23 protein-coding genes are annotated in these 24,243 nt (G+C 64.3%); 17 read left to right on the top strand and 6 right to left on the bottom strand.

All coding sequences use genetic code 11. The features are described 5' to 3' along the window. Window positions 1-40: 40 nt before the first annotated feature. The gene (locus tag NR187_RS14025) at window positions 41-1,141 is read right to left on the bottom strand and encodes a LacI family DNA-binding transcriptional regulator (RefSeq protein ID WP_256806778.1); all 1,101 of its coding nucleotides are present in this window, start codon (window positions 1,139-1,141) and stop codon (window positions 41-43) included. A gap of 202 nt (window positions 1,142-1,343) precedes the next feature. On the opposite strand from NR187_RS14025, the gene NR187_RS14020 reads away from it, so the two are divergent. The 12 genes from NR187_RS14020 to NR187_RS13965 all read left to right on the top strand — a co-directional run bounded on the left by NR187_RS14020 (window position 1,344) and on the right by NR187_RS13965 (window position 12,817). After that, window positions 1,344-2,405: an ABC transporter ATP-binding protein gene (locus tag NR187_RS14020; RefSeq protein ID WP_211383430.1), complete on the top strand. Its 1,062-nt coding sequence runs from the start codon at window positions 1,344-1,346 to the stop codon at window positions 2,403-2,405. Window positions 2,406-2,465: 60 nt separating this feature from the next. Further along, window positions 2,466-3,779 carry an ABC transporter substrate-binding protein gene (locus tag NR187_RS14015; RefSeq protein WP_211383431.1) on the top strand — a complete coding sequence of 438 codons (1,314 nt, stop codon included), beginning with the start codon at window positions 2,466-2,468 and terminating at the stop codon, window positions 3,777-3,779. A gap of 67 nt (window positions 3,780-3,846) precedes the next feature. Then, window positions 3,847-4,794, top strand: coding sequence for a carbohydrate ABC transporter permease (locus NR187_RS14010; protein WP_211383432.1), 948 nt, complete (start codon window positions 3,847-3,849; stop codon window positions 4,792-4,794). 2 nt (window positions 4,795-4,796) lie between these two features. Beyond that, a complete protein-coding gene (locus NR187_RS14005) occupies window positions 4,797-5,672 on the top strand; it encodes a carbohydrate ABC transporter permease (RefSeq protein ID WP_211383433.1) in 876 nt (291 codons plus the stop codon). A 79-nt stretch (window positions 5,673-5,751) separates the two neighbouring features. Beyond that, entirely contained in the window at window positions 5,752-6,738 is a 987-nt protein-coding gene (gene denD, locus NR187_RS14000) for a D-erythronate dehydrogenase (protein ID WP_211383434.1), read from the top strand. 23 nt (window positions 6,739-6,761) lie between these two features. Then, a complete protein-coding gene (locus NR187_RS13995) occupies window positions 6,762-7,748 on the top strand; it encodes a sugar kinase (RefSeq protein WP_211383435.1) in 987 nt (328 codons plus the stop codon). Window positions 7,749-7,761: 13 nt separating this feature from the next. Further along, window positions 7,762-8,412 (top strand): bifunctional 4-hydroxy-2-oxoglutarate aldolase/2-dehydro-3-deoxy-phosphogluconate aldolase, encoded by a 651-nt coding sequence (eda, locus tag NR187_RS13990; protein ID WP_211383436.1) that lies wholly within the window; start codon window positions 7,762-7,764, stop codon window positions 8,410-8,412. Window positions 8,413-8,485: 73 nt separating this feature from the next. Beyond that, the gene (locus NR187_RS13985) at window positions 8,486-9,655 is read left to right on the top strand and encodes an acetyl-CoA acetyltransferase (RefSeq protein WP_211383437.1); all 1,170 of its coding nucleotides are present in this window, start codon (window positions 8,486-8,488) and stop codon (window positions 9,653-9,655) included. A 123-nt stretch (window positions 9,656-9,778) separates the two neighbouring features. Beyond that, complete coding sequence (locus NR187_RS13980; RefSeq protein ID WP_211383438.1) at window positions 9,779-9,985, top strand: hypothetical protein; 207 nt, start codon at window positions 9,779-9,781, stop codon at window positions 9,983-9,985. A gap of 119 nt (window positions 9,986-10,104) precedes the next feature. Then, complete coding sequence (locus tag NR187_RS13975; RefSeq protein WP_211383439.1) at window positions 10,105-11,328, top strand: CaiB/BaiF CoA-transferase family protein; 1,224 nt, start codon at window positions 10,105-10,107, stop codon at window positions 11,326-11,328. Beyond that, on the top strand, window positions 11,325-12,461 hold the full coding sequence (locus NR187_RS13970) for a thiolase family protein (protein WP_256806777.1): 1,137 nt from the start codon (window positions 11,325-11,327) through the stop codon (window positions 12,459-12,461). Before NR187_RS13975 ends, NR187_RS13970 begins: the two co-directional genes overlap by 4 nt. Beyond that, window positions 12,458-12,817: a Zn-ribbon domain-containing OB-fold protein gene (locus NR187_RS13965; RefSeq protein WP_211383441.1), complete on the top strand. Its 360-nt coding sequence runs from the start codon at window positions 12,458-12,460 to the stop codon at window positions 12,815-12,817. Before NR187_RS13970 ends, NR187_RS13965 begins: the two co-directional genes overlap by 4 nt. A 255-nt stretch (window positions 12,818-13,072) precedes the next feature. On the opposite strand, the gene NR187_RS13960 is transcribed toward NR187_RS13965, so the two are convergent. Further along, on the bottom strand, window positions 13,073-13,303 hold the full coding sequence (locus NR187_RS13960; protein WP_211383442.1) for a hypothetical protein: 231 nt from the start codon (window positions 13,301-13,303) through the stop codon (window positions 13,073-13,075). Between NR187_RS13960 and NR187_RS13955 the strand changes: the two genes are divergently transcribed. Beyond that, window positions 13,302-13,829, top strand: a complete 528-nt coding sequence (locus NR187_RS13955; protein WP_256806776.1) for a carboxymuconolactone decarboxylase family protein — start codon at window positions 13,302-13,304, stop codon at window positions 13,827-13,829. The two genes, NR187_RS13960 and NR187_RS13955, sit on opposite strands and share 2 nt — an antisense overlap. A 25-nt stretch (window positions 13,830-13,854) precedes the next feature. Beyond that, window positions 13,855-14,157 (top strand): nucleoside triphosphate pyrophosphohydrolase family protein, encoded by a 303-nt coding sequence (locus NR187_RS13950; protein WP_211383444.1) that lies wholly within the window; start codon window positions 13,855-13,857, stop codon window positions 14,155-14,157. Between the two features lie 162 nt (window positions 14,158-14,319). Here NR187_RS13950 and glsA read toward each other — a convergent pair whose 3' ends face one another. The 4 genes from glsA to NR187_RS13930 all read right to left on the bottom strand — a co-directional run bounded on the left by glsA (window position 14,320) and on the right by NR187_RS13930 (window position 19,854). Further along, complete coding sequence (glsA, locus tag NR187_RS13945; RefSeq protein ID WP_256806775.1) at window positions 14,320-16,167, bottom strand: glutaminase A; 1,848 nt, start codon at window positions 16,165-16,167, stop codon at window positions 14,320-14,322. Between the two features lie 22 nt (window positions 16,168-16,189). Next, window positions 16,190-18,265 carry a TRAP transporter permease gene (locus tag NR187_RS13940; protein ID WP_211383446.1) on the bottom strand — a complete coding sequence of 692 codons (2,076 nt, stop codon included), beginning with the start codon at window positions 18,263-18,265 and terminating at the stop codon, window positions 16,190-16,192. Window positions 18,266-18,299: 34 nt separating this feature from the next. Further along, window positions 18,300-19,466 (bottom strand): TAXI family TRAP transporter solute-binding subunit, encoded by a 1,167-nt coding sequence (locus NR187_RS13935; RefSeq protein ID WP_211383447.1) that lies wholly within the window; start codon window positions 19,464-19,466, stop codon window positions 18,300-18,302. A gap of 166 nt (window positions 19,467-19,632) precedes the next feature. Further along, the gene (locus tag NR187_RS13930; RefSeq protein ID WP_028181345.1) at window positions 19,633-19,854 is read right to left on the bottom strand and encodes an acetyl-CoA carboxylase biotin carboxyl carrier protein subunit; all 222 of its coding nucleotides are present in this window, start codon (window positions 19,852-19,854) and stop codon (window positions 19,633-19,635) included. 94 nt (window positions 19,855-19,948) lie between these two features. On the opposite strand from NR187_RS13930, the gene NR187_RS13925 reads away from it, so the two are divergent. From NR187_RS13925 to NR187_RS13915, 3 genes are all read left to right on the top strand, one after another. Beyond that, window positions 19,949-20,923 carry an IclR family transcriptional regulator gene (locus tag NR187_RS13925; RefSeq protein ID WP_211383448.1) on the top strand — a complete coding sequence of 325 codons (975 nt, stop codon included), beginning with the start codon at window positions 19,949-19,951 and terminating at the stop codon, window positions 20,921-20,923. After that, window positions 20,853-22,412 (top strand): acyl-CoA carboxylase subunit beta, encoded by a 1,560-nt coding sequence (locus NR187_RS13920; protein WP_211383449.1) that lies wholly within the window; start codon window positions 20,853-20,855, stop codon window positions 22,410-22,412. The genes NR187_RS13925 and NR187_RS13920 overlap by 71 nt, the downstream gene beginning before the upstream one ends. 397 nt (window positions 22,413-22,809) lie before the next feature. After that, entirely contained in the window at window positions 22,810-24,237 is a 1,428-nt protein-coding gene (locus NR187_RS13915) for a TadE/TadG family type IV pilus assembly protein (RefSeq protein ID WP_211383450.1), read from the top strand. Window positions 24,238-24,243: the final 6 nt, after the last annotated feature.

The raw sequence follows: 24,243 nt of genomic DNA, 5'->3' as shown, positions 1-24,243 counted from the left end.
TGCCTGCCCGCTGGCGGGTCGATTCCTCACAAATCCGATACTAGTCATGGCTCCTTGGTAACGCTACCATTTTGTTCGCCGCACCGGTTCCGGACGCGGCCGGCTTGCTGTCCGCGCGCCGTGATGACGAGCTTTGCCGTTCGATCACCTTGAAGCCGAGGTCGAGCACCGGCTGCTCGGGACGCCGTCCCTCGATCGCATCGATCAGCATGGTGGCGGACGTTCTGCCCATCTCGTAGCGGTTGGTGCGTACGCTGGTGAGGGTCGGGACGGCGGATGCCATGAATTCCAGATCGTTGAAGCCGACGATCGCGATCTGTTCGGGCACCGCTATGTCCCGGCGCCTGCATTCGAACAGCACACCGAGCGCAAGGTCGTCATTGGCGCAGAACACCGCGTCGATGCCGGGCGCCCGCGCCAAGAGATCGGTGAACAGGGCGCCGCCGAGCGTCACCGAGGTCGGTGTCGAAGTCGTGACGACGAGGCGCTGTTCGAACAGTCCCGCGTCCTTCATGGCCGCGACATATCCGTCCAGCCGCCGCTGCACCCGCGGATCCATCCGCGCGCCGACGAAGCCGATCTTGCGGTGGCCTTGCGCGAACAAATGCGCAATCGCCGCGCGCGCTGCATCGTAGTGTGAAAAGCCGATCATCATGTCGACCGGATCAGGCCCGATCTCCATGATCTGCACGATCGGGCAATCGGCGGCCTCCAGCATCGCGCGGGATTCCGCGGTCTGGTCGATGCCGGTGACGATCAGCCCGGCCGGCTTCTGCGCAAGAAACAGGCGCAGCAGCTTTTCTTCCTGGAGAATGCTGTAACGTGTGTTGGACAGCTGGATCGAGTACGGGCTGCCTTCGGAAGCGTCATAGATGCCGCGCAGCACGTCGGAAAACACGTTGTTGGTCAGTGACGGAATCAAGACACCGATCACCTCGGTGCGTTGCGAGGCCAGCGCGCGTGCCGCCAGGTTCGGCACATAGCCGAGCTCCTTGGCCGCGCTCTCGACCCGCGTCCGCTTGGCGACCGACAGCGCCTCGGGATTGCGGAAGAAACGGGACGCCGTGATCGGGCTGACGCCGGCAAGCTCGGCGACTTCCGCCAGCCGGATTTTGCCTGACTTGGTGCGCTTTCGACCCATTTGTTGCTCATAACACACTCACTCCCGCAAACAAAGGAACGTTGACAGCGCTACCAGCACAGACTAACCAAAGACAAATTGCCAAAACCGCACAAACTGCCGACAATGTCGCCCGCTAAGATCGGGCTTCGATCGGTGAAGTCTGAAAAAACAAGACGGTCGCGGCGCGAAAGGCGTCGTGGACTTTCGAGGAGGGAGCTAGATGTCGTCTGTGCAAATCCGCGACGTGCGGAAATCGTTCGGCAATTTTGAAGTCCTGCACGGCGTCTCGATTCCGATCGAGGACGGCCAGTTCGTCGTCCTGGTTGGCCCCTCCGGCTGCGGCAAGTCGACGCTTCTGCGCATGCTCGCAGGCCTCGAGAACATCACCTCCGGCACGATCTCGATCGGCGACCGCGTCGTCAACAATATCCAGCCCAAGGAGCGGGATATTGCGATGGTGTTCCAGAACTACGCGCTCTATCCGCACATGACCGTCGGCGAGAACATGGGTTTCTCGCTGAAGCTGCGCAACGCGGGCTCCGACGAGATCAACAAGCGCGTCAAGCGCGCCGCCGAGATCCTGGCGCTGTCGCCGCTGCTCGAGCGCTATCCGCGCCAGCTTTCCGGCGGCCAGCGCCAGCGCGTCGCGATGGGCCGCGCCATCGTGCGCGATCCGCAGGTGTTCTTGTTCGACGAGCCGCTGTCGAACCTCGACGCCAAGCTGCGCGTCGCGATGCGCACCGAGATCAAGGAGCTGCACCAGCGGCTGAAGACCACGACGGTCTACGTCACCCACGACCAGATCGAGGCCATGACCATGGCCGACAAGATCGTCGTCATGCATGACGGCATCGTCGAGCAGATGGGCACCCCGCTCGAGCTCTACGACAAGCCCGAGAACCAGTTCGTCGCCGGCTTCATCGGTTCGCCCGCGATGAACTTCCTCAAGGGTCATGTGCGCGTCAACGGCGTTGCGACTTTCGAGGGTCCGAACGGCGTCAAGCTGCCGCTCCTGAACGCGCCGGCGGCGTCCGACGGTCGCCCTGTCGTCTATGGCGTGCGGCCCGAGCATTTCACCATCGCCGACGACGGCGCCGATGCCGAGATCATCGTGGTCGAGCCGACGGGCTCCGAGACGCAGGTGTTCGCCAAGGTGGGCGGCGAGCAGGTCGTCGCGGTGTTCCGCGAGCGTCACCAGTTCAATCCGGGCGACAAGGTCAAGCTGAAGCCCGACCCGTCGCTGGTTCACCTGTTCGACGAGACGACAGGCAAGCGCATGTAGCGACGTGTAGCGACTTAAAAGAACGACCAAATACAAACATAAAAATTCAGGGAGAGAACGATGAGCAATTTCGACAGGAGAAGTGTGCTTAAAGCCGGCCTGGGCGGCGCAGCCTTGCTCGCCGGCCCGGGCATCGTCCCGGTCCGCGCTGCGGAGTGGACCAACACGCCGGAGCCGAATGCCTCCATTCGCGTGCTGCGCTGGAAGCAGTTCATCCAGGCCGAGTACGACAAGTTCGCCGAGCAGACCAAGAAGTTCTCCGAGAAGACCGGCGTCAAGGTGAAGCTTGAAGCCGAGAGCTGGGATGACATCCGGCCGAAGGCCGCGGTTGCCGCCAATGTCGGCGCTGGTCCCGATCTGATCATCGGCACGCTCGACGATCCCTTCAAGTTCCCGGAAAAGCTGATCGAGATGACTGACGTCGCCGACTATCTCGGCGCCAAATATGGCGGCTGGTATCCGGTTGCCGAGCGTTACGGCAAGAAGGGCAACAGCTGGATCGCCATTCCCCAGGGCGCGACCGGCGGCTGCCTGAACTACCGCATCAGCCACATGAAGGCTGCAGGCTTCGAGCAATTCCCGAAGGATACCGACGGCTTCCTCAAGCTCTGCCAGGCGTTGAAGAAGAACAACACGCCGGCCGGCTTCGCGCTCGGCCATGCCACCGGCGATGCCAACGGCTGGTGCCAGTGGGCGCTATGGGCGTTCGGCGGCAAGGTCGTCAACGACAAGAACGAGGTCGTGATCGACTCGCCGGAGACCATTGCGGCGCTCGAATACGTCAAGCAGCTCTATGCAACGTTTATCCCGGGTGTGCTGTCATGGAACGACTCGAATAACAACAAGGCGTTCCTCAACGGCGAACTCAGTCTGACCCTGAACGGCATCTCGATCTGGACGGTCGGCAAGAACTCCCCCGATCCGAAGCAGCAAGAGATCGCCAAGGACATGGACCACGCGCCGATGCCGATCGGGCCGGTGGGCGTGCCGACCGAGCAGCAGAACGTGCTCGTCTACTACGGCTACAAGCACTCGAAGTATCCGAAGGCGGTCAAGGAATTCATCAAGTTCATGATGGACAAGGAGAACTACGACGCTTGGGAAGTCGCCTCCAACGGCTATGTCTCGCCGCCGCTGCCGGCCTACAACGACAATCCGGTCTGGACCTCCGATCCCAAGATCACGCCGTATCGCGACTGCCTGAAGCGTTGCCGCGACAACGGCTATGCCGGCGATCTCGGCTACGCCTCGGCCGCCGTCATGGGCGACTTCGTCGTGGTTGATATGTTCGCTGAAGCGGCGACCGGTTCGGTCACGCCGAAGGAAGCTGCGGCGCGGGCCGCCGAGCGAGCCAAGCGCTACTACCAGGTCTGATCAGCCACAGACGGCGGCGTCCAGTTCGCTGGACGCCGCCGTCTTCGTTCGGTGAGAGGAGTCCGAGATGGCAGTTATGGCCGAGCATGGCGTCGCCCAAGTCAAGCGCAGCAGCCTGTGGACCAGAGCATTCGAGAGCCGGAACTTTCTCGGCGCGATGTTCATGGTGCCGGCTATCGCTATCCTCGTGCTGTTTCTGGCTTACCCGCTGGCGCTGGGGCTCTGGCTCGGCATGACCGATACCAAGATCGGCGGGGTCGGGCGCTTCATCGGCTTCGGAAACTTCGTCTCGCTGGCCAAGGACTCCGTGTTCTGGCTGTCGGTGTTCAACACCATCTTCTACACGGTGGCCGCCAGCATCGTGAAATTCGCCATCGGACTTTACCTGGCGCTGCTGCTCAACGAGCGGCTGCCTTTCAAGTCGATCGTCAGGGCAATCGTGCTGCTGCCCTTCGTGGTACCGACGGTGCTCTCGGCGATCGCGTTCTGGTGGATCTACGACAGCCAGTTCTCGATCATCTCCTGGGTGCTGATCAAGGCGGGCCTGATCACGCATTACATCGACTTCCTCGGAGATCCCTGGAATGCGCGCTGGTCGGTGGTTGTCGCCAACATCTGGCGCGGCGTACCCTTCGTCGCGATCACGCTGCTTGCCGGGCTCCAGACCATCTCGCCCTCGCTTTATGAGGCCGCCAATCTCGACGGCGCCACCAATTTGCAGCGCTTCCGCCACATCACGCTGCCGATGCTGTCGCCGATCATCGCGGTGGTGATGACGTTCTCGGTGCTGATGACCTTCACCGACTTCCAGCTCATCTACACCATCACGCGCGGCGGGCCGATCAATGCCACGCATCTGATGGCGACGCTGTCGTTCCAGCGCGCCATCACCGGCGGCAATCTCGGCGAGGGGGCGGCGATCTCGAATGCGATGATCCCGTTCCTGGTCGCGGCGATCCTGTTGAGCTTCTTCGGACTTCAGCGCTCCCGCTGGCAGCAGGGCGGAAGGGACTGATCATGAGCACCGCAGACGACCAAACGGTCGGAATGTCCTATTTGGAAAGCCTGCCGCGGAGGTTTCTCCGCGTCTATCTTCCGCTCGGCCTGATCATGGTTTTCCTGCTGTTCCCGTTCTATTGGATGGCGATCGCGACGTTCAAGCCGGACGCGGAGATGTACGACTACGAGAAGTACAATCCGTTCTGGATCGTGCATCCGACGCTTGAGCACATCAAGAAGCTGTTCATCGAAACCGACTATCCGCAATGGATGTGGAACACCGTGATCGTCTCGGTGTCCTCGACCTGCATCTCGCTGTTCGCCAGCGTCTGCGCGGCCTATGCGATCGAGCGGCTGCGCTACAAGGGTTCGCGCTACGTCGGTCTGGCGATCTTCCTCGGTTACCTGGTGCCGCCGTCGATCCTGTTCATTCCGCTGGCGACGATCGTATTCCAGGTCGGCCTGTTCGACGGCAATCTGGCGCTGATCCTGACCTATCCGACCTTCCTGATCCCGTTCTGCACCTGGCTGCTGATGGGCTATTTCCGCACCATCCCCTATGAGCTGGAGGAGTGTGCGCTGATCGACGGGGCGACGCGGCTCCAGATCCTGACCAAGATCACGCTGCCCCTGTCGCTGCCGGGGGTGATCTCGGCGGGCATCTTCGCCTTTACGTTGTCATGGAACGAGTTCATCTACGCGCTGACCTTCATCTCCTCGTCCGAGAACAAGACCATCCCCGTCGGCGCGATCACCGAGCTCGTCAATGGCGACGTCTACCATTGGGGCGCGCTGATGGCCGCGGCCCTGACCGGCTCGGTCCCCGTAGTTATCCTTTATTCCTTCTTCGTAGAGTACTATGTGTCGGCGATGACCGGCGCCGTGAAGGAATGATCGCGGGGCCTGCCTTGAGAGCACGCCAGGACGAACTGCCAAGGGCGGCGCGCTCCGGCCAATAAGAAGGAGTAGGCTCTTGCACATTCTGGTTCTGGGCGCCGCCGGCATGGTCGGCCGCAAACTCTGTGAACGGCTGCTGCGCGACGGCCGGCTCGGCAAGAGCGAGATCACCAAGCTGACCATGCATGACGTGGTCGAGCCGAAGAAGCCGGAAAAGGCTGGCTTTGCCGTCGAGACCGTGTCGGGCGATTTCGCCGTCCCCGGCGCCGCCGAAAAGTTGATCGCCGGCCGTCCCGACGTGATCTTTCATCTGGCTGCCATCGTCTCCGGCGAAGCCGAACTCGACTTCGACAAAGGCTACCGTATCAATCTCGATGGCACGCGGATGCTGCTCGATGCCGTCAGGCTCGCCGGCGGCGGTTACAAGCCGCGCGTGGTGTTCACGTCCTCGATCGCGGTGTTCGGCGCGCCGTTCCCGGACGCCATCGGCGACGAGTTCTTCCACACGCCACTGCTCAGCTACGGCACCCAGAAGGCGATTGGCGAATTGCTGCTCGCCGACTATTCGCGCCGCGGCTTCCTCGACGGCATCGGCATCCGCCTGCCGACCATCTGCATCCGGCCCGGCCTGCCCAACAAGGCGGCATCGGGCTTCTTCTCCAACATCCTGCGCGAGCCGCTGGCCGGCAAGGAGGTCGTGCTGCCGGTTTCCGAGGACGTCCGCCACTGGCACGCCACGCCGCGCTCCGCCGTCGGCTTCCTGCTCCATGCCGGCACCATGGATCTTGCCACGGTCGGCCCGCGCCGCAACCTGACCATGCCGGGCCTGTCGGCCACGGTCGGTGAGCAGATCGCGGCGCTGAAACGGGTCGCCGGCGACAAGGTCGCTGCCCGCATCAAGCGCGAGCCGGATCCGTTCATCGTCGGCATCGTCGGCGGCTGGCCGCGCAATTTCAATGCAAAGCGGTCGCTCGAGCTCGGCTTCACCACCGCCGAGAAAACCTTCGACGACATCATCCGCATTCACATCGAAGACGAGCTCGGCGGCAATTTCGTCGCCTGATCTCCGGCTGAGCGGGTAAAGTGATGGCGAGCGTTGCTTGCATCGGCGAATGCATGGTCGAGCTCCGGCAGGCCCAGGGAGGACATTCCGCCGGCCAGTCCGGCGGGCAGGGGCAGGGCGGCGGGCTGTATTCGCGCGGCTTCGGGGGCGATACCCTCAACACCGCGGTCTATCTGGCGCGGCTCGAGGTCAAGGTCGATTATCTCACCGCCCTCGGCGATGACGCCTTGAGCGATGAGATGATCGCGGCCTGGACCGCCGAGGGCGTCGGCACCCGCCGCGTCGTGCGGTTGCCGGGCAAGCTGCCCGGCCTCTACATGATTCAGCTCGATGCAAAGGGCGAGCGCCAGTTCTTCCACTGGCGCGACAGCGCGGCGGCGCGCCTTCTGATGAACCTGCCGGAGACCGACGAGCTCCTCAACTCGCTGATGAGCTACGACATCACCTATCTCTCCGCGATCACGCTCTCGATCTACGACGCGGCCGGGCGCGAGCGCCTGTTCGCGGCGATCAAGCGCGCACGCCTGCTCGGCACGCGCTTCGTGTTCGACACCAATTTCCGCGCGCGCGGCTGGCCCGATCGCGATGTCGCGCGCGAGGTGTTTGCCGCGGCCTTCGCGGCTGCCGACATCGTGCTGACCTCGACGGAAGACCTGCTCGCGCTCTATCCCGGCGAGAGCCCCGAGCAACTTATGGCGCGCATCCCGACGCCCGAGCTGGTGTTCCGCCTCGCCGAGCCCGTCAGCCTGCTGCGCTTCCCCGGCGGCACGAGCGAGGTGCACGCCGAGCCCATGACGAGGCCCGTGGCCGACACCACGGCGGCCGGCGACAGCTTTGCCGCGGCCTATATCGCCGCCCGGCTCGCCGGTTCCGATCCGGTCGAGGCGGCCCAGGCCGGCCATCGCCTCGCCAGCCTCGTGATCTGCTATCCCGGCGCCATCATTCCGGGCTATGCCATGCCGCCGAAGAAACGGCACCGGCCGGCACCCACGCGTCAGGCGACCAAGTGAAGAAGTGATAGCGATGACCACGACTGCCCAACAGAACCACCTCGTCGCACTGTTCAAGGCCGCGACCGTTATTCCTGTCCTCACCATCGAACGGATCCAGGATGCCGTGCCGCTGGCGAAAGCGCTGGTTGCCGGCGGCGTCCGCACGCTGGAGGTGACCATGCGCACCCCTGTTGCGATCGAGGCCGCGAGGGCGATGATGGCCGAGGTGCCCGAGGCGGTCGTCGGCATTGGCACGATTCTCAATCCGGCCGACTTCACCCGTGTCGAGAAGCTCGGCGTCGCGTTCGGCATCAGCCCGGGCCTGACCCCCGATCTCCTCAAGGCCGCGGCCGACAGCTCCTTGCCGTTTGCCCCGGGCATTGCCACGGCGTCCGAACTGATGATGGCGCTTTCCTACGGCCTCGACGTCGCAAAATTCTTCCCTGCCGAGCAGGCCGGCGGCATCAAGGGCCTGCGCGCCCTCGGCGGCCCGTTCCCGAACGTGCGGTTCTGTCCGACCGGCGGGGTGGGCGAGGCCAATGCGGGGAGCTGGCTGGCCGAGCCCAACGTGGTGGCGGTCGGCGGTTCCTGGCTGTGCCCGGCGGCGGAGGTGAAGGCCGGGAACTGGGCCGGCATAACTGCCATCTGCCAGCGCACCCTCGAGGCGCTGAAAGCCGCGTGAAGTCTTGCCATCCCTGGGCTAAGACTTAGCTCAGGCAGGATTTGAGATCAGACGACCCCAGGGAGAGAAGACCATGTCAGCCAGCATCGTCGGATGGGCGCATACGCCGTTCGGCAAGTTCGACACCGAGACCGTGGAAAGCCTCGTGGTGAAGGTCGCCAACGAGGCGCTGGCCGATGCCGGCATCTCGGCCGGTGACGTCGACGAGATCGTGCTCGGTCACTTCAACGCCGGCTTCTCGCCGCAGGATTTCACCGCCTCGCTGGTGCTTCAGGCCGATCCGAAGCTGCGCTTCAAGCCGGCCACCCGCGTCGAGAACGCCTGCGCCACGGGATCCGCTGCCGTGCACCAGGGTCTGCGCGCGATCGCTGCGGGGGCCGCGAAAATCGTGCTGGTCGTCGGCGTCGAGCAGATGACGCGCACGCCGGGTCCGGAGATCGGCAAGAACCTCTTGAAGGCGTCCTATCTGCCCGAGGACGGTGACACCGTCGGCGGCTTCGCCGGCGTGTTCGGCAAGATCGCCAGCGGCTACTTCCAGAAATACGGCGACCAGTCCGATGCGCTGGCGCTGATCGCGGCCAAGAACCACAAGAACGGCGTCGCCAATCCCTACGCCCAGATGCGCAAGGATTTCGGCTTCGATTTCTGCCGTTCCGAGAGCGAGAAGAACCCCTACGTCGCCGGCCCCCTGAAGCGCACCGACTGTTCGCTCGTCTCCGACGGTGCCGCTGCGCTGATCTTGGCCGATGCCGAGACCGCCAAGACCATGAGCAAGTCGATCGGGTTCCGCGCCACCGCGCACGCCCAGGACTTCCTGCCGATGTCCAAGCGCGACATCCTTCAGTTCGAGGGCTGCACGGTCGCCTGGCAGCGCGCGCTGGAAAAGGCGGGCGTTACGCTTTCCGATCTCTCCTTCGTCGAGACTCACGACTGCTTCACGGTCGCCGAGCTGATCGAATACGAAGCGATGGGCCTGACGCCGAAGGGGCAGGGCGCCCGTGCCATCAAGGAGGGCTGGACCCTCAAGGACGGCAAGCTGCCGGTCAATCCGTCCGGCGGTCTGAAGTCCAAGGGCCATCCGATCGGCGCCACCGGCGTCTCCATGCACGTGATGACCGCGATGCAGCTTGCCGGCCAGGCGCCCGAGGGTATGCAGCTCAAGAACGCCAAGCTTGGCGGCATCTTCAACATGGGCGGTGCGGCGGTTGCCAACTACGTCTCCGTGCTGGAGCCGTTGAAGTAAGCCCTCGCAGGGTGGGCAAAGGCGCGAAAGCGCCGTGCCCACCGTTTTCCTTGCGTTAAATCATGGTGGGCACGCTTCGCTTGGCCCACCCTGCGGCTCCTGATTGATTTGCGGAAAAGCATCATGAGCAATGACTACGAAGACTCGCTGTCGATGGACGCACTCAACGACCGCATCGCGATCCTCGAGGACAATATCCGCCAGCTCATCGAGCAGGCCGCGGCTGCTTCCGGCGAGCAGAGCGAGTCGCGCATCGCCGACCGCATCAACCAGCAGAATGAGGAGCTCGACCGCCTCCTCAAGGTTCGCGAATCCCGTCAGAAGAAATAGCGGCCGCATCGCTGCGCATGCGGCCATACGCCGGCTGCCCTTGCGCGCCCGGCGTCGCTGCCGTTAGCTGGACCGAAATCGCGGGGCCCATGTGAGCCCGCGCAATCGGGAGTGAACGAATGGGGCCGCTCAAGGGCATCAAGGTCGTCGACATGACCACCGTGCTGATGGGGCCCTATGCGACCCAGATGCTCGGCGATTACGGTGCCGACGTGATCAAGGTGGAGTCGCTCGACGGCGACGTCACCCGCCTGATCGGTCCGATGCGCCATGCCGGCATGGGCCCGGTGTTCCTCAACACCAACCGCAGCAAGCGCTCGATCTGCCTCGATCTGAAGAAGCCTGCGGGGCGCGAGGCCGTGCTGCGGCTGCTCAAGGACGCCGACGTTCTCGTCTACAACGTCCGCCCGCAGGCGATGGCGCGGCTTCAGCTCGGCTATGACGTCGTCTCCGAAATCAATCCGCGGCTGGTCTATGCCGGCGTATTCGGCTTCGGCCAGGACGGGCCTTATGCCGCCAAACCCGCCTATGACGATCTGATCCAGGGCGCCACGGCGCTCCCCGCCTTGATGGCGCAAACCGGCGACGGCGTGCCGCGCTACGTGCCGAACGCGCTGGTCGACCGCATCGTCGGCCTGACCGCGGTCGGCGCGATCTGCGCCAGTCTCGTGCACCGCGACCGCACCGGCCGCGGCCAGCGCGTCGACATCCCGATGTTCGAGACCATGGCGGGCTTCGTCATGGGCGACCACATGGGCGGTCTCACCTACGAGCCGCCGCTCGACAAGGGCGGCTATGCCCGCCACCTCTCGCGCGACCGCCGGCCGTACAAGACCTCGGACGGCTATCTCAGCGTCATCGTCTACAACGACAAGCAGTGGGAAAATTTCTTCAAGGCAACCGGCCGCGACGATCTGCGCGCCGATCCCAAATTCGCGACCTTCGCGGGCCGCGCCGCCAACATCGACGTCGTCTATGCCGAGCTCGCGCGCATCTTCGAGACGCGCGCCACGGCGGAATGGATCGACCTGCTGACCAGGGCCGATGTACCGGTGATGCCGATGCACGACCTCGCCTCGATGCTGCACGACGAGCATCTGGAGGCCACCAACTTCTTCCCGGTTGTGAACCATCCGACCGAAGGCCCGATCCGCAGCATGAAGGTGACCGCCACGTGGTCGGAGACCGGGGCCGAGCCGGTGCGGCTCGCACCGCAGCTCAACGAGCACGGCGCGGAGATTCTGCGCGAGATCGGCTATTCCGCGGACGAGATCGCCGCCATGGTCCGCGACGGCGTCACCCGTTCGCCGCCTCGCAATGACGATGCACAGGTGCGCCCATGAGCTTCGTCACCGGCGTCGGCCTCACGTCCTTCGGCAAGCATGAAGGCTCGTCCTCGCTCGACCTGATGAGCAGGGCCGCGCAGGCCGCGCTCGACGACGCCGGGCTGAAGCGTCCTGATATCGACGGCATCCTCTGCGGCTATTCCACCGTCTCGCCGCACATCATGCTGGCGACCGTCTTCGCCGAGCATTTCGGCATCCGCCCGTCCTACGCCCACGCCGTGCAGGTCGGCGGCGCCACCGGGCTCGCGATGACCATGCTTGCCCATCACCTCGTCGGGGCAGGCGTTGCCCGCAACGTCCTCGTCGTCGCCGGCGAGAACCGCCTGACCGGGCAGAGCCGCGACGCTTCGATCCAAGCGCTGGCGCAGGTCGGCCATCCCGACTACGAGGTGCCGCTCGGCCCGACCATTCCCGCCTATTACGGCCTGGTCGCCACTCGTTACATGCACGCATACGGCGTGACCGAAGAAGACCTCGCCGAGTTCGCCGTGCTGATGCGCGCGCACGCCTGCACCCATCCCGGCGCGCAATTCCACGATCCCATCACCATCGCCGATGTCATGGCCTCGAAACCGGTGGCGATGCCGTTGAAGTTGCTGGACTGCTGTCCGGTGTCCGATGGTGGTGCGGCGTTCGTTATCGGCCGCGAGAGCACCGGCGAGGCCGGCGTGCGTATTCGCGGCTGTGCCCAGGCCCACACCCATCAGCACGTCACGGTCGCGCCCGGCTTAAGCGAGCTCGGCGCCGAGATTTCCATCGCCCGCGCCAGGGAGGCCACGGGGCTGGCGATCTCCGACGTGCGCTACGCCGCGATCTACGACAGTTTCACGATCACCCTCGCCATGTTGCTGGAAGACCTCGGCCTTGCGGGCCGGGGCGAGGCGGCGGCACGCGTGCGATCAGGTCATTTCGGCCGCGACGGCGCGATGCCGCTCAACACCCATGGCGGCCTGCTCAGCTACGGCCATTGCGGCGTCGGCGGAGCCATGGCGCACCTGGTCGAGGCGCATTTGCAGATGACCGGGCGGGCGGCGAATCGCCAGGTGCGCGACGCCTCGATCGCGCTCCTGCACGGCGACGGCGGCGTGTTGTCCTCCCATGTCAGCATGTTCCTGGAGCGGGTGCGATGAGCGAACGTCTGGCGGATTGGACCAGGGGCGAAGAAGCCATCATCTACCAGGCCTGCGCTTCATGCGGCCATGTGCAATATTTCCATCGCGGCTTCTGCGCGGCCTGCGGCGCATCCGATCCGCGCGAGGCGCGTGCCAGCGGCAAAGGCAGGGTCTACGCGACCTCGCTGGTCTGCCGCGCCGCGACCCCAGAGACGCGCGCGCACGTGCCCTACAACATTCTGCTGGTCGATTGCGCCGAGGGTTTTCGCATGATGGCGCATGGCGAGAACGGTCTCGCCATCGGCGACGAAGTGATCGCGGGCTTCAGGCCCTTTGCCGGAAAACTGGTGCCGTTCTTCTCGAAGGGGAAATAGCGGGATTCGTCATTCGGGGGCGGTCCTGAGAGACCGAGCCTGGAACGGGTATTCTGGGCCTGGCCTGTGCGAGAGCCACCCCGGAATGACGAAAACTCGTAAAGCGCTTAGTAGCGCCCGTAGAACAAGATGCTGGCGATGACGAGCATCGCCGTCACCGCCAGCATATGCGCGAGCGCTCCCGAGGCCGCCCCCTTGGTGGCTTCCTTCATGCCATTTTCTCCCTAGACTTGGGCGTGACTCATCGTTGCGCGGCTAGCGCACCCGACGGCCAATTGTTTTTACTCGGAACACCCCTTGCGAGTACTCACCGCGATTTGTCCCCACGCGGCGAATATCGACTGTCCCAAGGTCGATCAGCAATGCGGCGGCATTTTGACTCGATGTTGTTGCTCCTGCGGACGCGCAAGAATAGAGTTTCCTGGAACTTTCGCCGCTAACGACAAAAAGCATCAAAGGCTCAGGGAAAATCTTCAGGAAAATCATGGCCCGCATCAACTACAGCGACCCGTCCAGGGCATCCGACCGCACCCGCGAAATCCTCGACAAGAATCGCAATGCCAACATTTTCCGCATGATGTCGCATTCGCCGAGCTATTTTGAGCAATACTGCCGCCTCGGCGGCGCCATCCGCCACAAGGGCGAGCTTGACCCCATCGTGCGCGAGCTCGCCATCACCCGCACCGGCATTTTGTGCGAGGCGCCGTATGAGATCGTCGCGCACAAGCGCATCGGCAAGAATGTCGGTGTGACCGACGAGCAGAACGAGGCGCTCGAGCACTGGCAGGCCGCCAAGTGCTTCGACGAAACCCAGCGTGCCGCGCTCGCCTTCACCGACGAGATCGTGAAATTGAACAAGCCGACCGAGGCGACCTTCAAGGCGATCGCATCGAAGCTGACGCCCGCCGCACTGGTCGAGCTGCAGCTTTCGGTCGGCTTCTACATCATGACGTCAAAGTTCCTGGAGACGTTCGAGATCGATCTTCAGCCGGTCACGGAAGTGGTGGGCTGATCCATAGCCGCGGCGAGGGATGCCGATGACGATCGATGAATATGCGGCCTGGGCCGCCAGCGTTGCGAAAGTCGATGAGCATCCGTCCAACGAGCGGCTGTCCTATCTCGGGCTCGGCCTCGCCGGCGAATCCGGCGAGGTCGCCGAGCACATCAAGAAGCTGCTGCGCGATGACTGGCTCGACAAGGCGGGTCTCGTCGAAGAGCTCGGCGACGTCATCTATTACTGGGCCTGCCTGTGCGCCGCGACCGGCCAGCAGCCATCCGAATTGCTCAAGGCCAGCGCCGCCAAGATCAGGCGGCGGATCAGCGAGGCGGCAAGCCGCTAGAGGGAACGATTTTCCTTGTGGCCATCCTTCGAGACGCCCGCCGCAGGCAGGCCCTCAGGATGAGGACCGAGCGCGCGGCGGTGGTTTCAACGAGTGCTGATGCCGCTTAGCCTCATCCTGAGGAGACCGCGAAGCGGTCGTCTCGAAGGACGAGGCGCGCGCTCAAGCCGACGTCAGAATGTCCACCTTGGCGTTGGCGACAATCAGGCGATCGGCGAGGAGCTGCGCCAAATTGCGCATGATGCGCTCCGAGGCCCGCGGGTGCTGCTCGCGGAAGCGCTCGAAGTCCTTAAGGGGTGCTTCGAACGCGGTCGCCGCCATGTCCGCGAACACGTCGGCGGAGCGGGTGGTCTCGATCAGGGCCATTTCGCCGAAGGCCATGCCGGCGGTGAGCGTCGCCAGCCGCACGCCGTCGGGCAGCGTGACATGCACCGCGCCGCTGCGCAGGAAGAACAGGGCATCGGCGGGATCGCCCGTGGTGAGGATCTTTGCACCGGACTGATAGGTGCGGATCGTGCAGATCGAGGCGAGGTCGGTCAGCTCTTCCGCGCTGAGTTCTTCGAGCAGCGGCTGCTCGGCAAGCTCGGTGGTCTCGTGAAAATCGATCGAGCCGCCATAGCGGTAGACGATCTGGTCTTCGGCCCATTCGATCGCGGCGTCGAGCAGATAGAAGTCGCGGACATTCTTCAGCTCCGCGGTCCATTCCCGCAACGTATTCCATTCTTTCGAGGCGCGCCTGACGCCTGACAGCACCACCGTGACATTGAGCGCGGCGAGTTCCGCGAACGCCTCGGCCACGAGCCGTGCGCCGGCCCGGGTCGTGGAGGTGACGCGGTGCAGATCGAAGATCACGAATTGCGGCCGCGGCCGGCCCGCAAGCCGGCGCGAGACGTAGTCGACCGCCGACAGCGACAGCGTGCCGACCAGCTCGATGATCCTTACCTCCTGCTCATGCGCCGCGAGAATGTCGCGCTCCTGAGGCCGGCGGACACGGCGCGACGGGCTCTTGCCGATGTCGTAGTCGGCGATGACGGCGTTGCGCGCATCGTCGCTGCGGTTGAGCATGTGCAGGTCGTAGTGCGAGGACAAGGCTTCGCACACCTTGATGCCGCGCACGCTGTTGCCGTGCTTGTCGAGCCTCGGCGAATAGCTGCCGAGCCCGAGGCGGGCAGGCAGCGCGGCCAGAATGCCGCCGCCGACTCCGCTCTTGGCGGGAATGCCGATCCGGTAGATCCATTCGCCGGCATAGTCGTACATGCCCGACGACGTCATCACCGACAGCGTGCGCGAGATCGCGTAGGCGCTCAGCACCTGTTCGCCCGTGACGGGATTGACGCCGCGATTGGCGAGCGTTGCCGCCATCACCGCGATGTCGCGCGCGGTGACCAGCACCGCGCATTGCCGGAAATAGACGTCGAGCACGGCTGCGACGTTGTCCGAGATCACCGCATTCGTCTTCAGGAGATAGCCGATGGCCCGGTTGCGGTCGCCGGTCTGGCTCTCCGAGGCATAGACCGCCTCGTCCACGGCGAGATCGCGGCCCGCAAAGCGGCTGAGCGCGAGGCGGATCTGCTCGAACGCGTCAGGGCCCTTGCTGTCGTAGATCAGCCCGGTGCAGGCGATCGCGCCGGCATTGACCATCGGGTTGAACGGATGATTCTCCGAGTTGAGGCGGATCGAGTTGAAGGGATCGCCCGAGGGCTCGACGCCGATCGCACTCTCGACCCTGTTTGCGCCGAGCAGATCCAGCGCCAGCGCGAACACGAACGGTTTCGACATCGACTGGATGGTGAAGGGCACCCGGCTGTCGCCGACTTCATAGACATGCCCGTCCAGCGTCGCGAGGCTGATGCCAAAATAGGCAGGATCGGCTTTGCTGAGTTCGGGAATGTAGTCGGCCACGCTGCCTGCGGTCTCGGCCGAGAATTCGTTGAGACAATTGTCCAGAAACCGCAGCAAGGGCGGCTTCGAGCGGGTCCAGGCGGAGGCGAGCGGCGAAAGCGGTTCCATCGCCTCTCTTTGTGCAACGCAATCAGGGCACGCGCAACCCGTTCGGCACCATGGTCTGCCGACGGACCAGCAGCAGGGCGAGCAACACGGTGGGGCCGAGGATGGCGAGGCCGAGCAGCGTCACCTGCATCTGCGACAGCGGCATGATGCCGCCGCCCGGGGTCGCCACCACAAAGCCGCCGATCACCAGCAGCACGCGGATCGGCCATTCCAGTGCGCCGGCGCCGCGCAGGTCGCCGACGAAGGGCTGATAGCCCTGGATGCCGCCGCAGATGAAGAGGGTGCCGAACGCCGCCAGCCCCATCAGGCCGAGAGCGGCGAGATAGGGGCTGGGTCCCTGCAGCACCAGCGCCGGATTGAGCACGAAGAAGAACGGGATGAAGTAGATGATGCTGCCGACCCACATCGATTCCCAGCCCGTCTTCATCGCCGGCGAGCCGGCGATGCCGGCCGCCGCAAAGGACGCGATCGCGACCGGCGGGGTGATCGACGACAGCATGCCCCAGTAGAAGATGAACATGTGCACGGCCATCCTGTTCAGCCCGAGCTTCTCCAGCGCGGGCGCCACCAGGATGGCGAGGAAGATGTAGCAGGCCGTCGTCGTCAGCCCGAGGCCGAGAATGAGGCTGGTGAGGGCGCACATGCCGAGCAGCAGGAACGGATTGTCGCCGGCGATGTGCAGCAGATCGTTGGCAAGGCTCGACACCACGCCGGTCATCGAGAACGCCCCGATCAAAAGGCCGCAGCCGGCGAGAATTCCGACCAGTTCGACGAAGGTGCGGCCGTTGACCTCGAGGAATTTGCCGATGGTCGCCATCGTCCAGCGCGTGTCCCTGGAAAAGAGCTGGTTGAGAACCAGCAGCAGCGCGGTGGCATAGAACGGCGCGTGGCTCTCGCGCTTGAAGTAGAGCAGCATGACGATCAGCAGCGCGATGACGAAGACGTAGTACCAGCCGTCCTTGATCGTATCCAAGACACGCGGCAGCTCGGCGCGCGGAATGCCCTTCAGCCCGTGCCGCGCGGCGTAGGAATCGACCTGCATGAACAGGCCGATGTAATAGAGCGCGGCCGGAATAACCGCGGCGAGCGCGACGTCGGCGTAGCTGACATTGAGGAACTGCGCGATGACGAAGGCGGTCGCCCCCATCACCGGCGGCGCCAGCACCGCGCCTGTCGAGGCGCAGGCCTCGATCGCGCCGGCATAGGAGGCGCGGAACCCGCTCTTCTTCATGACAGGAATGGTCATGGTGCCGGCCGTTAGCACGTTGGAGATGATCGAGCCCGACATCATGCCGAGCAGGCCGCTGGCGAAGATGCAGACCTTGGCCGCGCCGCCGCGAAAGGTGCCGCACAGCGCGAAGGCGAGATTGATGAAGAATTTTCCGGCACCCGTCATCATCAGCGCGGTGCCGAACACCAGGAAGCCGATCACGGTGTCGGCGAAGGCCTGGATGGGAATGCCGAGCAGGCTCTCGCCCGACAGAACGTGATAGGCGGTCGCCTGTTCCAGCGTCGATTGCGTGCCGCGGAACGGCCCGAGCCAGCCGGACTCCGCGAACAGCGGATAGACCGTGAAGGGGAAGACACTCAGCAGCAGGCTCCAGCCGCCGGTGCGGCGCAGCGCCTCCATCAGCATCACCCACATCACGAGACCCGCGGCGATCACGGTATTCGGCGCGCCGCCGAATTCCCAGCCGGCCTCCGCCGCCTTGCGCACGTTCGACATCAGCAGCAGCGCGGCGGCAAAAGTCACAAGGAAGAAGACGAGGTCGTACCAGGGAATGCGGTCGAGCGGCGCGCGCTCGGTGCCCGGGAAGATCACGAATGTGAAGGGCAGCATCAGGGCGATCAGGAGATAAAAGTACTCCGTGTTGAGCTGGGTGTAGCCGACGAAGAAGCGCAGCGAGAATTGCTGATTGATGCAAAGAAGAATCGTCGCCGCGGTCGCGATGACGAGCGTCCAGCGCCAGGCACCGCGCAAGCTGCGGACGCGCGTGACCTCGGCTTCCTGCATGTTGGCGGCGGCGCCGTGCGGATCGTCGAACACGACCCGCTTGGCCACGTCCTGCGGGGCGGTGGAGACGGAAGCAGACGACATGATCGACCCCGCGTGGGCAATTGACCGCTGACGATTATTCGTCGAAGCCGTTCGGCATGTCGGCCTTGGCGAGCGCAGCGGCGCGCGCCTTCATCCAGCCGTCGAGAAAGGCCTTGTCATCCGCAGGCGGGCTGGTCTTGCCGTAATCGGCCCATGCCGCGCCGAGCACCTCCTGGCGTTTGATCAGCTTGTTGTTGTAGGCGTCCTGCGCCTCGCTCCATTGCCCGGCTTCCTTCAGCGCCTTCACCGCCCCGGGATGCACCGGCACCACCCAGTTCTTGGTCTGCCGGTCGGCGGCAAGCCCACCGGCGCCGGGCGCGGAATCCTTGTAGGAATCGTAGTTCACGATCATCGCCTTGGTGATCGCATAGACCTGGTCGGCCGGCTGCGAGGCGTAGGCGACGAAGATAGGGTAGGGGTAGTTGCCGAGTTCGATCGGCTTGTCCGGCGTGATACCCGCGCCGCAGGTTGCAAGTTGCGGGAAGAAGAACGAGCCGACCTTCTGCATCCGCGCCCAGCCTTCCTTATCCTTGGCCGGCAGCGGCGGCCAGACCAGGCCGCGCGGCGAGGTTTCGGCTTCCTTGGCCGGGCCCGTGATGGTGGTGCCAAAGGCGGTGTCGGTGTCGTTGTTGATCAGGCCCTTCCACATCGCGCCGTAGCTTGCGAACTCGACGATCTTGACGTCCTTCTGCGTCAGCCCTGCGAAGGCGAGCACCGCGAGCGAGTTCTGGTTCAGCGCCGGCGAGCCGACGACAAAGCCGACGCGCTTGCCCTTGAGGTCCTTCAAGTCCTTCACGCCGGTATCGGCGGCAACGCCGAGCGTGCCGCAATTGCAGTCGACCGACGAGAGCAGGATCTGGAGCGGCTGCGGACCCCATTCCCTGGAGCCGAATTCGAACACGCCTTCCTGTGCGAAATAGCTGCCCGACCCCATTGCCGCGGAGGCCGCGCGCTTGGCGCGCAGCGGTGCGAGGCGCGCGACGTCGTTGCCGGCCGGCAGCACGCGCACGTCGGTCGAGTATTTGTCCTTCATCATCTTGCCGACGCCGACCGCGATGTTGAATCCGGCGGTGCCGGTGTCATAGGCGGTGAACGTCAATGTCGCCGGCAGCTTGATGTCATCGGCCATTGCATAGCGTGTAGACGCAAAAGAAACGCCCGCAACCAAGGCAGGCGCGAGCAACATCAGCCCACGAGACATATTTCCCTCCCATCGTCTTCGCTTTCGCCACGAAGATTTCGTTCTTTGTTTGAAACATATTTTTGTTTGAAACAGATCATGTCACCGCGATCAGGCGATGGCAACGCTGTACCGCGCGCGGAGGAACGAGGCTGACAGATTGTCGCGGAAGCCTCGAGATAAGCAGTCAGTTCGCGACGATCGCGATCGCCTGTCCTTCGGCCACGACGTCGTCGAGCTTCACCAGCAACGATGTGATCGTGCCGCTCGCGGGCGAGGGCACCGGTATCTCCATCTTCATCGCCTCGACCACCACAACGTCGTCGCCATCCGCAACGGTTCCTCCAACTTGCACGGGAGTTGCGCAGACGCGTCCGGCGATCTCCGTGACGATCTTAATTTCTGGCATGCCATCGCCTTTTTGTTGTCGCCGCAAAATGCCTGAGGTAGCGTCGTCTGCAAGTGGAATTTAATTCCGCACAGCGGAACAAGCGGTAGGGAACATGGGACGACGTTCAGAGCGGTTGAGTAGGCAAGGAGCACTCGCTGGCGACGCCGGTGAGGGTGATGTCATCCAGGTGGTGTCGCGCGCGTTCGACGTGTTGCGATGCTTCGAGGGCCACGAGGCCAGGCTCGGCAATCTCGAGATATCAAATCGCTGTGGACTGCCGCGCTCGACGGTGTCGCGGCTCACGCACACGCTGACGCGGATGGGCCAACTCGTCTATCTGCCGCGCGACCAGAAATATCGCATCGGCCCGAGCGCGGTCGCGATGAGCGCCTCGATGATGAAGGGCGCGCAACTGCGCAGCATGATCCGCCAGCGCCTGCAGGAAGTGGCCGAGCAACTGCCGGGCACCGTCGGCTTCGTCGTGCCCGATCGCTTCCATCTGGTCTATCTCCAGTTCGCGCGCTCGGCCTCTGCGCTCGGCCTGCACGAGGGCACCGGCAGTCGCATCTCGATGGCCTCGACCGCTGCGGGCGCGGCCTACACCGCGGCGCTGGCGCCCGAGCTCGGTGATGCATTCATCGCGGACATGGAGCGGGAAGCTCCCGAGGCTGTAAAAATCCTGCGGCCCCGCATCGAGGCCAACCGGCAGTCGCTGCGCGAGCGCGGTTACGTCACGGCCTGCGGCCTGTGGAGCCCGCACATCAACGGCCTCGCGGTGCCGATCTGGTCGCCGCAGTACCAGACCTTCGTGGTGATCACGATCGGTCTTCTGTCCGCGATGTATGACGAGCAGCGTCTGCATGCCGAAGTCGCGCCGCTGATGGTCGCGCTCGGCCGCTCGCTCGGCAGCCTGCTCGAAGGCGCGGAAGGCGACGTCTTCAACGCTCGTATCTCGCGCAAACCGGTCGCGATGGCCGTGCACAACAATAACAAGCCGATCAATTCGGAGGGAGTGGATGAACTGGAAGCCGGAACTCGACGAGCTCGCCCGGCGCGAAGCCTTCGCGCGGGAGATGGGCGGCGTTGACAAGGTCAAGCGTCAGCATGACCAGGGCCGGCTGACTGTTCGGGAGCGCATCGACGGACTGATCGACAAGGGCAGCTTTCACGAGATCGGTGCCGTCTCCGGCATCGGTGAATATGATTCCGGCGGCGAGCTGAAGAAGCTGACGCCGGCGAACTGCGTGTTCGGCCGCGGGCGCATCGACGGCCGCACAGTGGTCGTCGTCGGCGACGACTTTACCGTGCGCGGCGGTTCGGCCGATGCGTCCATTTCCGCAAAGCCCCTGATGGCGGAGGAGATGGCGCACGACTTCCGTCTGCCAATCGTCCGCATCATCGAAGGCTCCGGCGGCGGCGGCTCGGTCAAGACCATCGAGACCAAGGGGGCCGCGAATTTGCCTGGCGGCATCGGCGGCACCCGCTGGTATCGCTTCACGACCGAAAATCTGTCGCGTGTGCCGGTGGTCGCGCTCGGCCTTGGCTCGGTTGCGGGCTTGGGTGCGGCGCGGCTGGCCGCCAGCCACTATTCCATCATGACCCGGAAGTCAGCGATGTTCGTCGCCGGGCCGCCGGTGGTGAAGGCGCTGGGGCAGGACCTCTCGAAGGAGGAGCTCGGCGGCGCGGACATCCAGACCCGCGCCGGCGCGGTCGATCATGCCGTCGACACGGAGGAAGAGGCTTTCGCCTGCACGCGGCGCTTTCTGTCTTATCTGCCGTCATCGGTTCATGAGCTGCCGCCGACCTTGCCCTGCACCGATAATCCGGAGCGCACCGAGGAAGCCCTGATGAATGCGGTGCCGCGAAACCGCAAGCAGGTCTACAAGATGCGCCCGATCATCGAGTCCGTCGTCGACAAGGGCTCGTTCTTCGAGGTCGCAAAGAATTTCGGCAAGCCTGTCATCGTCGGGCTGGCGCGACTCGAGGGCAGGGCGGTGCTGCTCCTTGCGAGCGACAGCTTTCACTATGGCGGCTCCTGGACGGCGGATGCCTGTCAGAAGGTGGTGCGCTGGGTCGACTTCGCGGAAACCTTCCATCTGCCGATCGTCTATCTCATGGACTGCCCCGGCTTCATGATCGGCCTCGATGCCGAGAAGGCGGCGACCATCCGCCACGGCGTCCGCGCCATGGCGGCGGTCAACCAAACCACCGTGCCCTGGTGCACCGTGATCCTGCGCAACGCGTTCGGCGTCGCCGGCGTTGTGCATCAGCCGGCCGACCGGTTCTCGATCCGCTATGCCTGGCCGTCGGCCTATTGGGGCTCGCTCCCGCTCGAAGGCGGAATCGAAGCCGCCTACCGCGCCGACATCGACGCGGCCGAGGACAAGGCGGCCAAGCTCAAGGAGATCGAGGAGCGTCTCAACAAGCTCCGCTCGCCGTTCCGCTCGGCCGAGAAATTCTGGGTCGAGGAGATCATCGATCCCAGGAAGACGAGATCGTTGCTGTGCGAGTTTGCAAGGCTGGCCGAGCCGCTGCGCAAGGCCGGACCGCCGGAGAACATGACGATCAGGCCGTAGCGCGCCACGGAGGCGGGCATCCGAAAGTCCCGAATCGGTCCGAAAGGCCGATTTGCCATGGGTGGGGCGGGAGTCCGCCGCTTGCGACCTGCCCGGGAGGCGGCGCGCGGCCGGGCCGGCATCGCTTGTCCCTGGGGCGGCAATGGGCCGGCCGGCCCCGTTGCCGTATACCGCCCCGACTCTGCGATCGCGTTTAACCCACGTTAATGATGCCTTCTCAATATGATACATCCAACCTGTTGCAGCCCATGTTGCGGATGGCTCGTAAGTCTTGATTAAGACAGCCCTCCGCATATTCCGCCCATGACAACGATTGCCGGGATCGAAACCCGGCAGTCTTTTCGTTGATTTCAGGGGAAGGGCCGCTGCCGTAGCGACGGCAGCCAGGATGAAACTCATGCTCCGCCGCGCAATGCTTCGTTTCGTGAGAGACCGGAAGGCCAACGTCGCCATCATCTTCGCGCTGGTGATGATCCCCACCATCTTTCTTCTCGGCATGGCGCTCGACTACACGCAGGCGCTGCGCAAGCGGGAGCAATTGAACGCGGCGGCTGATGCGGCCGCGATCGCGGCCGTGAGGCCGGCGATGCTGACGCAGACCGACAACGCCGTCGTCAAGGCGACGGCGGAAGCCGTCTTCGCGGCGAAGGCGAATCTTCCCGGGCTGTCCGCGACCCCGACACCGACGGTCACCGTCACCGATTCTGGGCTCGCGCGGACCATCACGGTTGCCTACACAGCCCAGTCCATCAACAATTTCCCGGGCGTTCTCGGCAAGCAGACCTGGCAGGTCAACGGCTCCGCGACGGCGAAGGCCTCCAGCGCGCCCAACATGAACTTCTATCTGCTGCTGGACGACTCGCCGTCGATGGCGATCGCCGCGACCCAGACCGATATCAACAACATGATCACCGCCACGAAGAACCAGCCTGGCGGCTCGAAGAACTGCGCGTTCGCCTGCCACGAGACGAACCCCCAGAAGGACAGCGGTGCGTCCTCCTCGACGAAGGACAACCTCACGATCGCCCGCGCCAACAACATCACGCTGCGCATCGATCTTGTGAGCAATGCCGTCACGCAATTGCTGGTCGGCCCCTGGACGTGCCCGCAGTCGGGTGTGTCGGGCGGCGTGATGCAGTGCATGTCGGCGCTCAACAACACGACCTACAAGGCCGCCATCTACACCTTCGACTACGGCCTGAACACGATCCAGACGCTGACCACCCCGACCACCGCCGGCACGAAGATCGCCAACATTCAGCTGATGACGGTCGATCACCAGAACTGCATCATTGTCGACAGCAAGGGCGCCTGCGTCTACTCCACCGACTACGGCACGGATATCTCGGGCGGACTCACGGGCGTCAACAACGTGATGCCTGCGCCGGGCACCGGCACCAACCAGTCGGGCGATACGCCGCAGGAGGTGGTCTTCCTCGTCACCGACGGCGTCGAAGACAAGCTGATGCCGAAGCCCGGGACCTGTGACGCAGCCGCCACCTATCCGCTCCCGACGGGCAGCAGCTCGACCGTGCGCTGCCAGCAGGCGCTCGACACGACGGTCTGCACGACGATCAAGAATCGCGGCATTCGCATCGCGGTCCTCTACACCGAGTATCTGCAACTGACGACCGACAGCTGGTACAACAGCCGCATCGCGCAGTTCAACAATCCATCCTCGTCCACGGGCATGATCGCACAGCGGCTGCAGTCATGCGCATCGCCGGGGCTGTATGCGAGCGTGCAGACCGGCGGCGACATTTCCGCGGCGCTGACGAACCTCTTCCTCAAGGTTGCGTCAAGCACCGCCAGCCTCGTGCAATAGAGAGCG

The organism is Bradyrhizobium sp. Bra64, from assembly GCF_024519875.1.
GTDB lineage: Bacteria > Pseudomonadota > Alphaproteobacteria > Rhizobiales > Xanthobacteraceae > Bradyrhizobium > Bradyrhizobium japonicum_G.
Note: the sequence above shows the minus strand (reverse complement) of the source record. Positions and strands in the feature narration are given on the sequence as shown.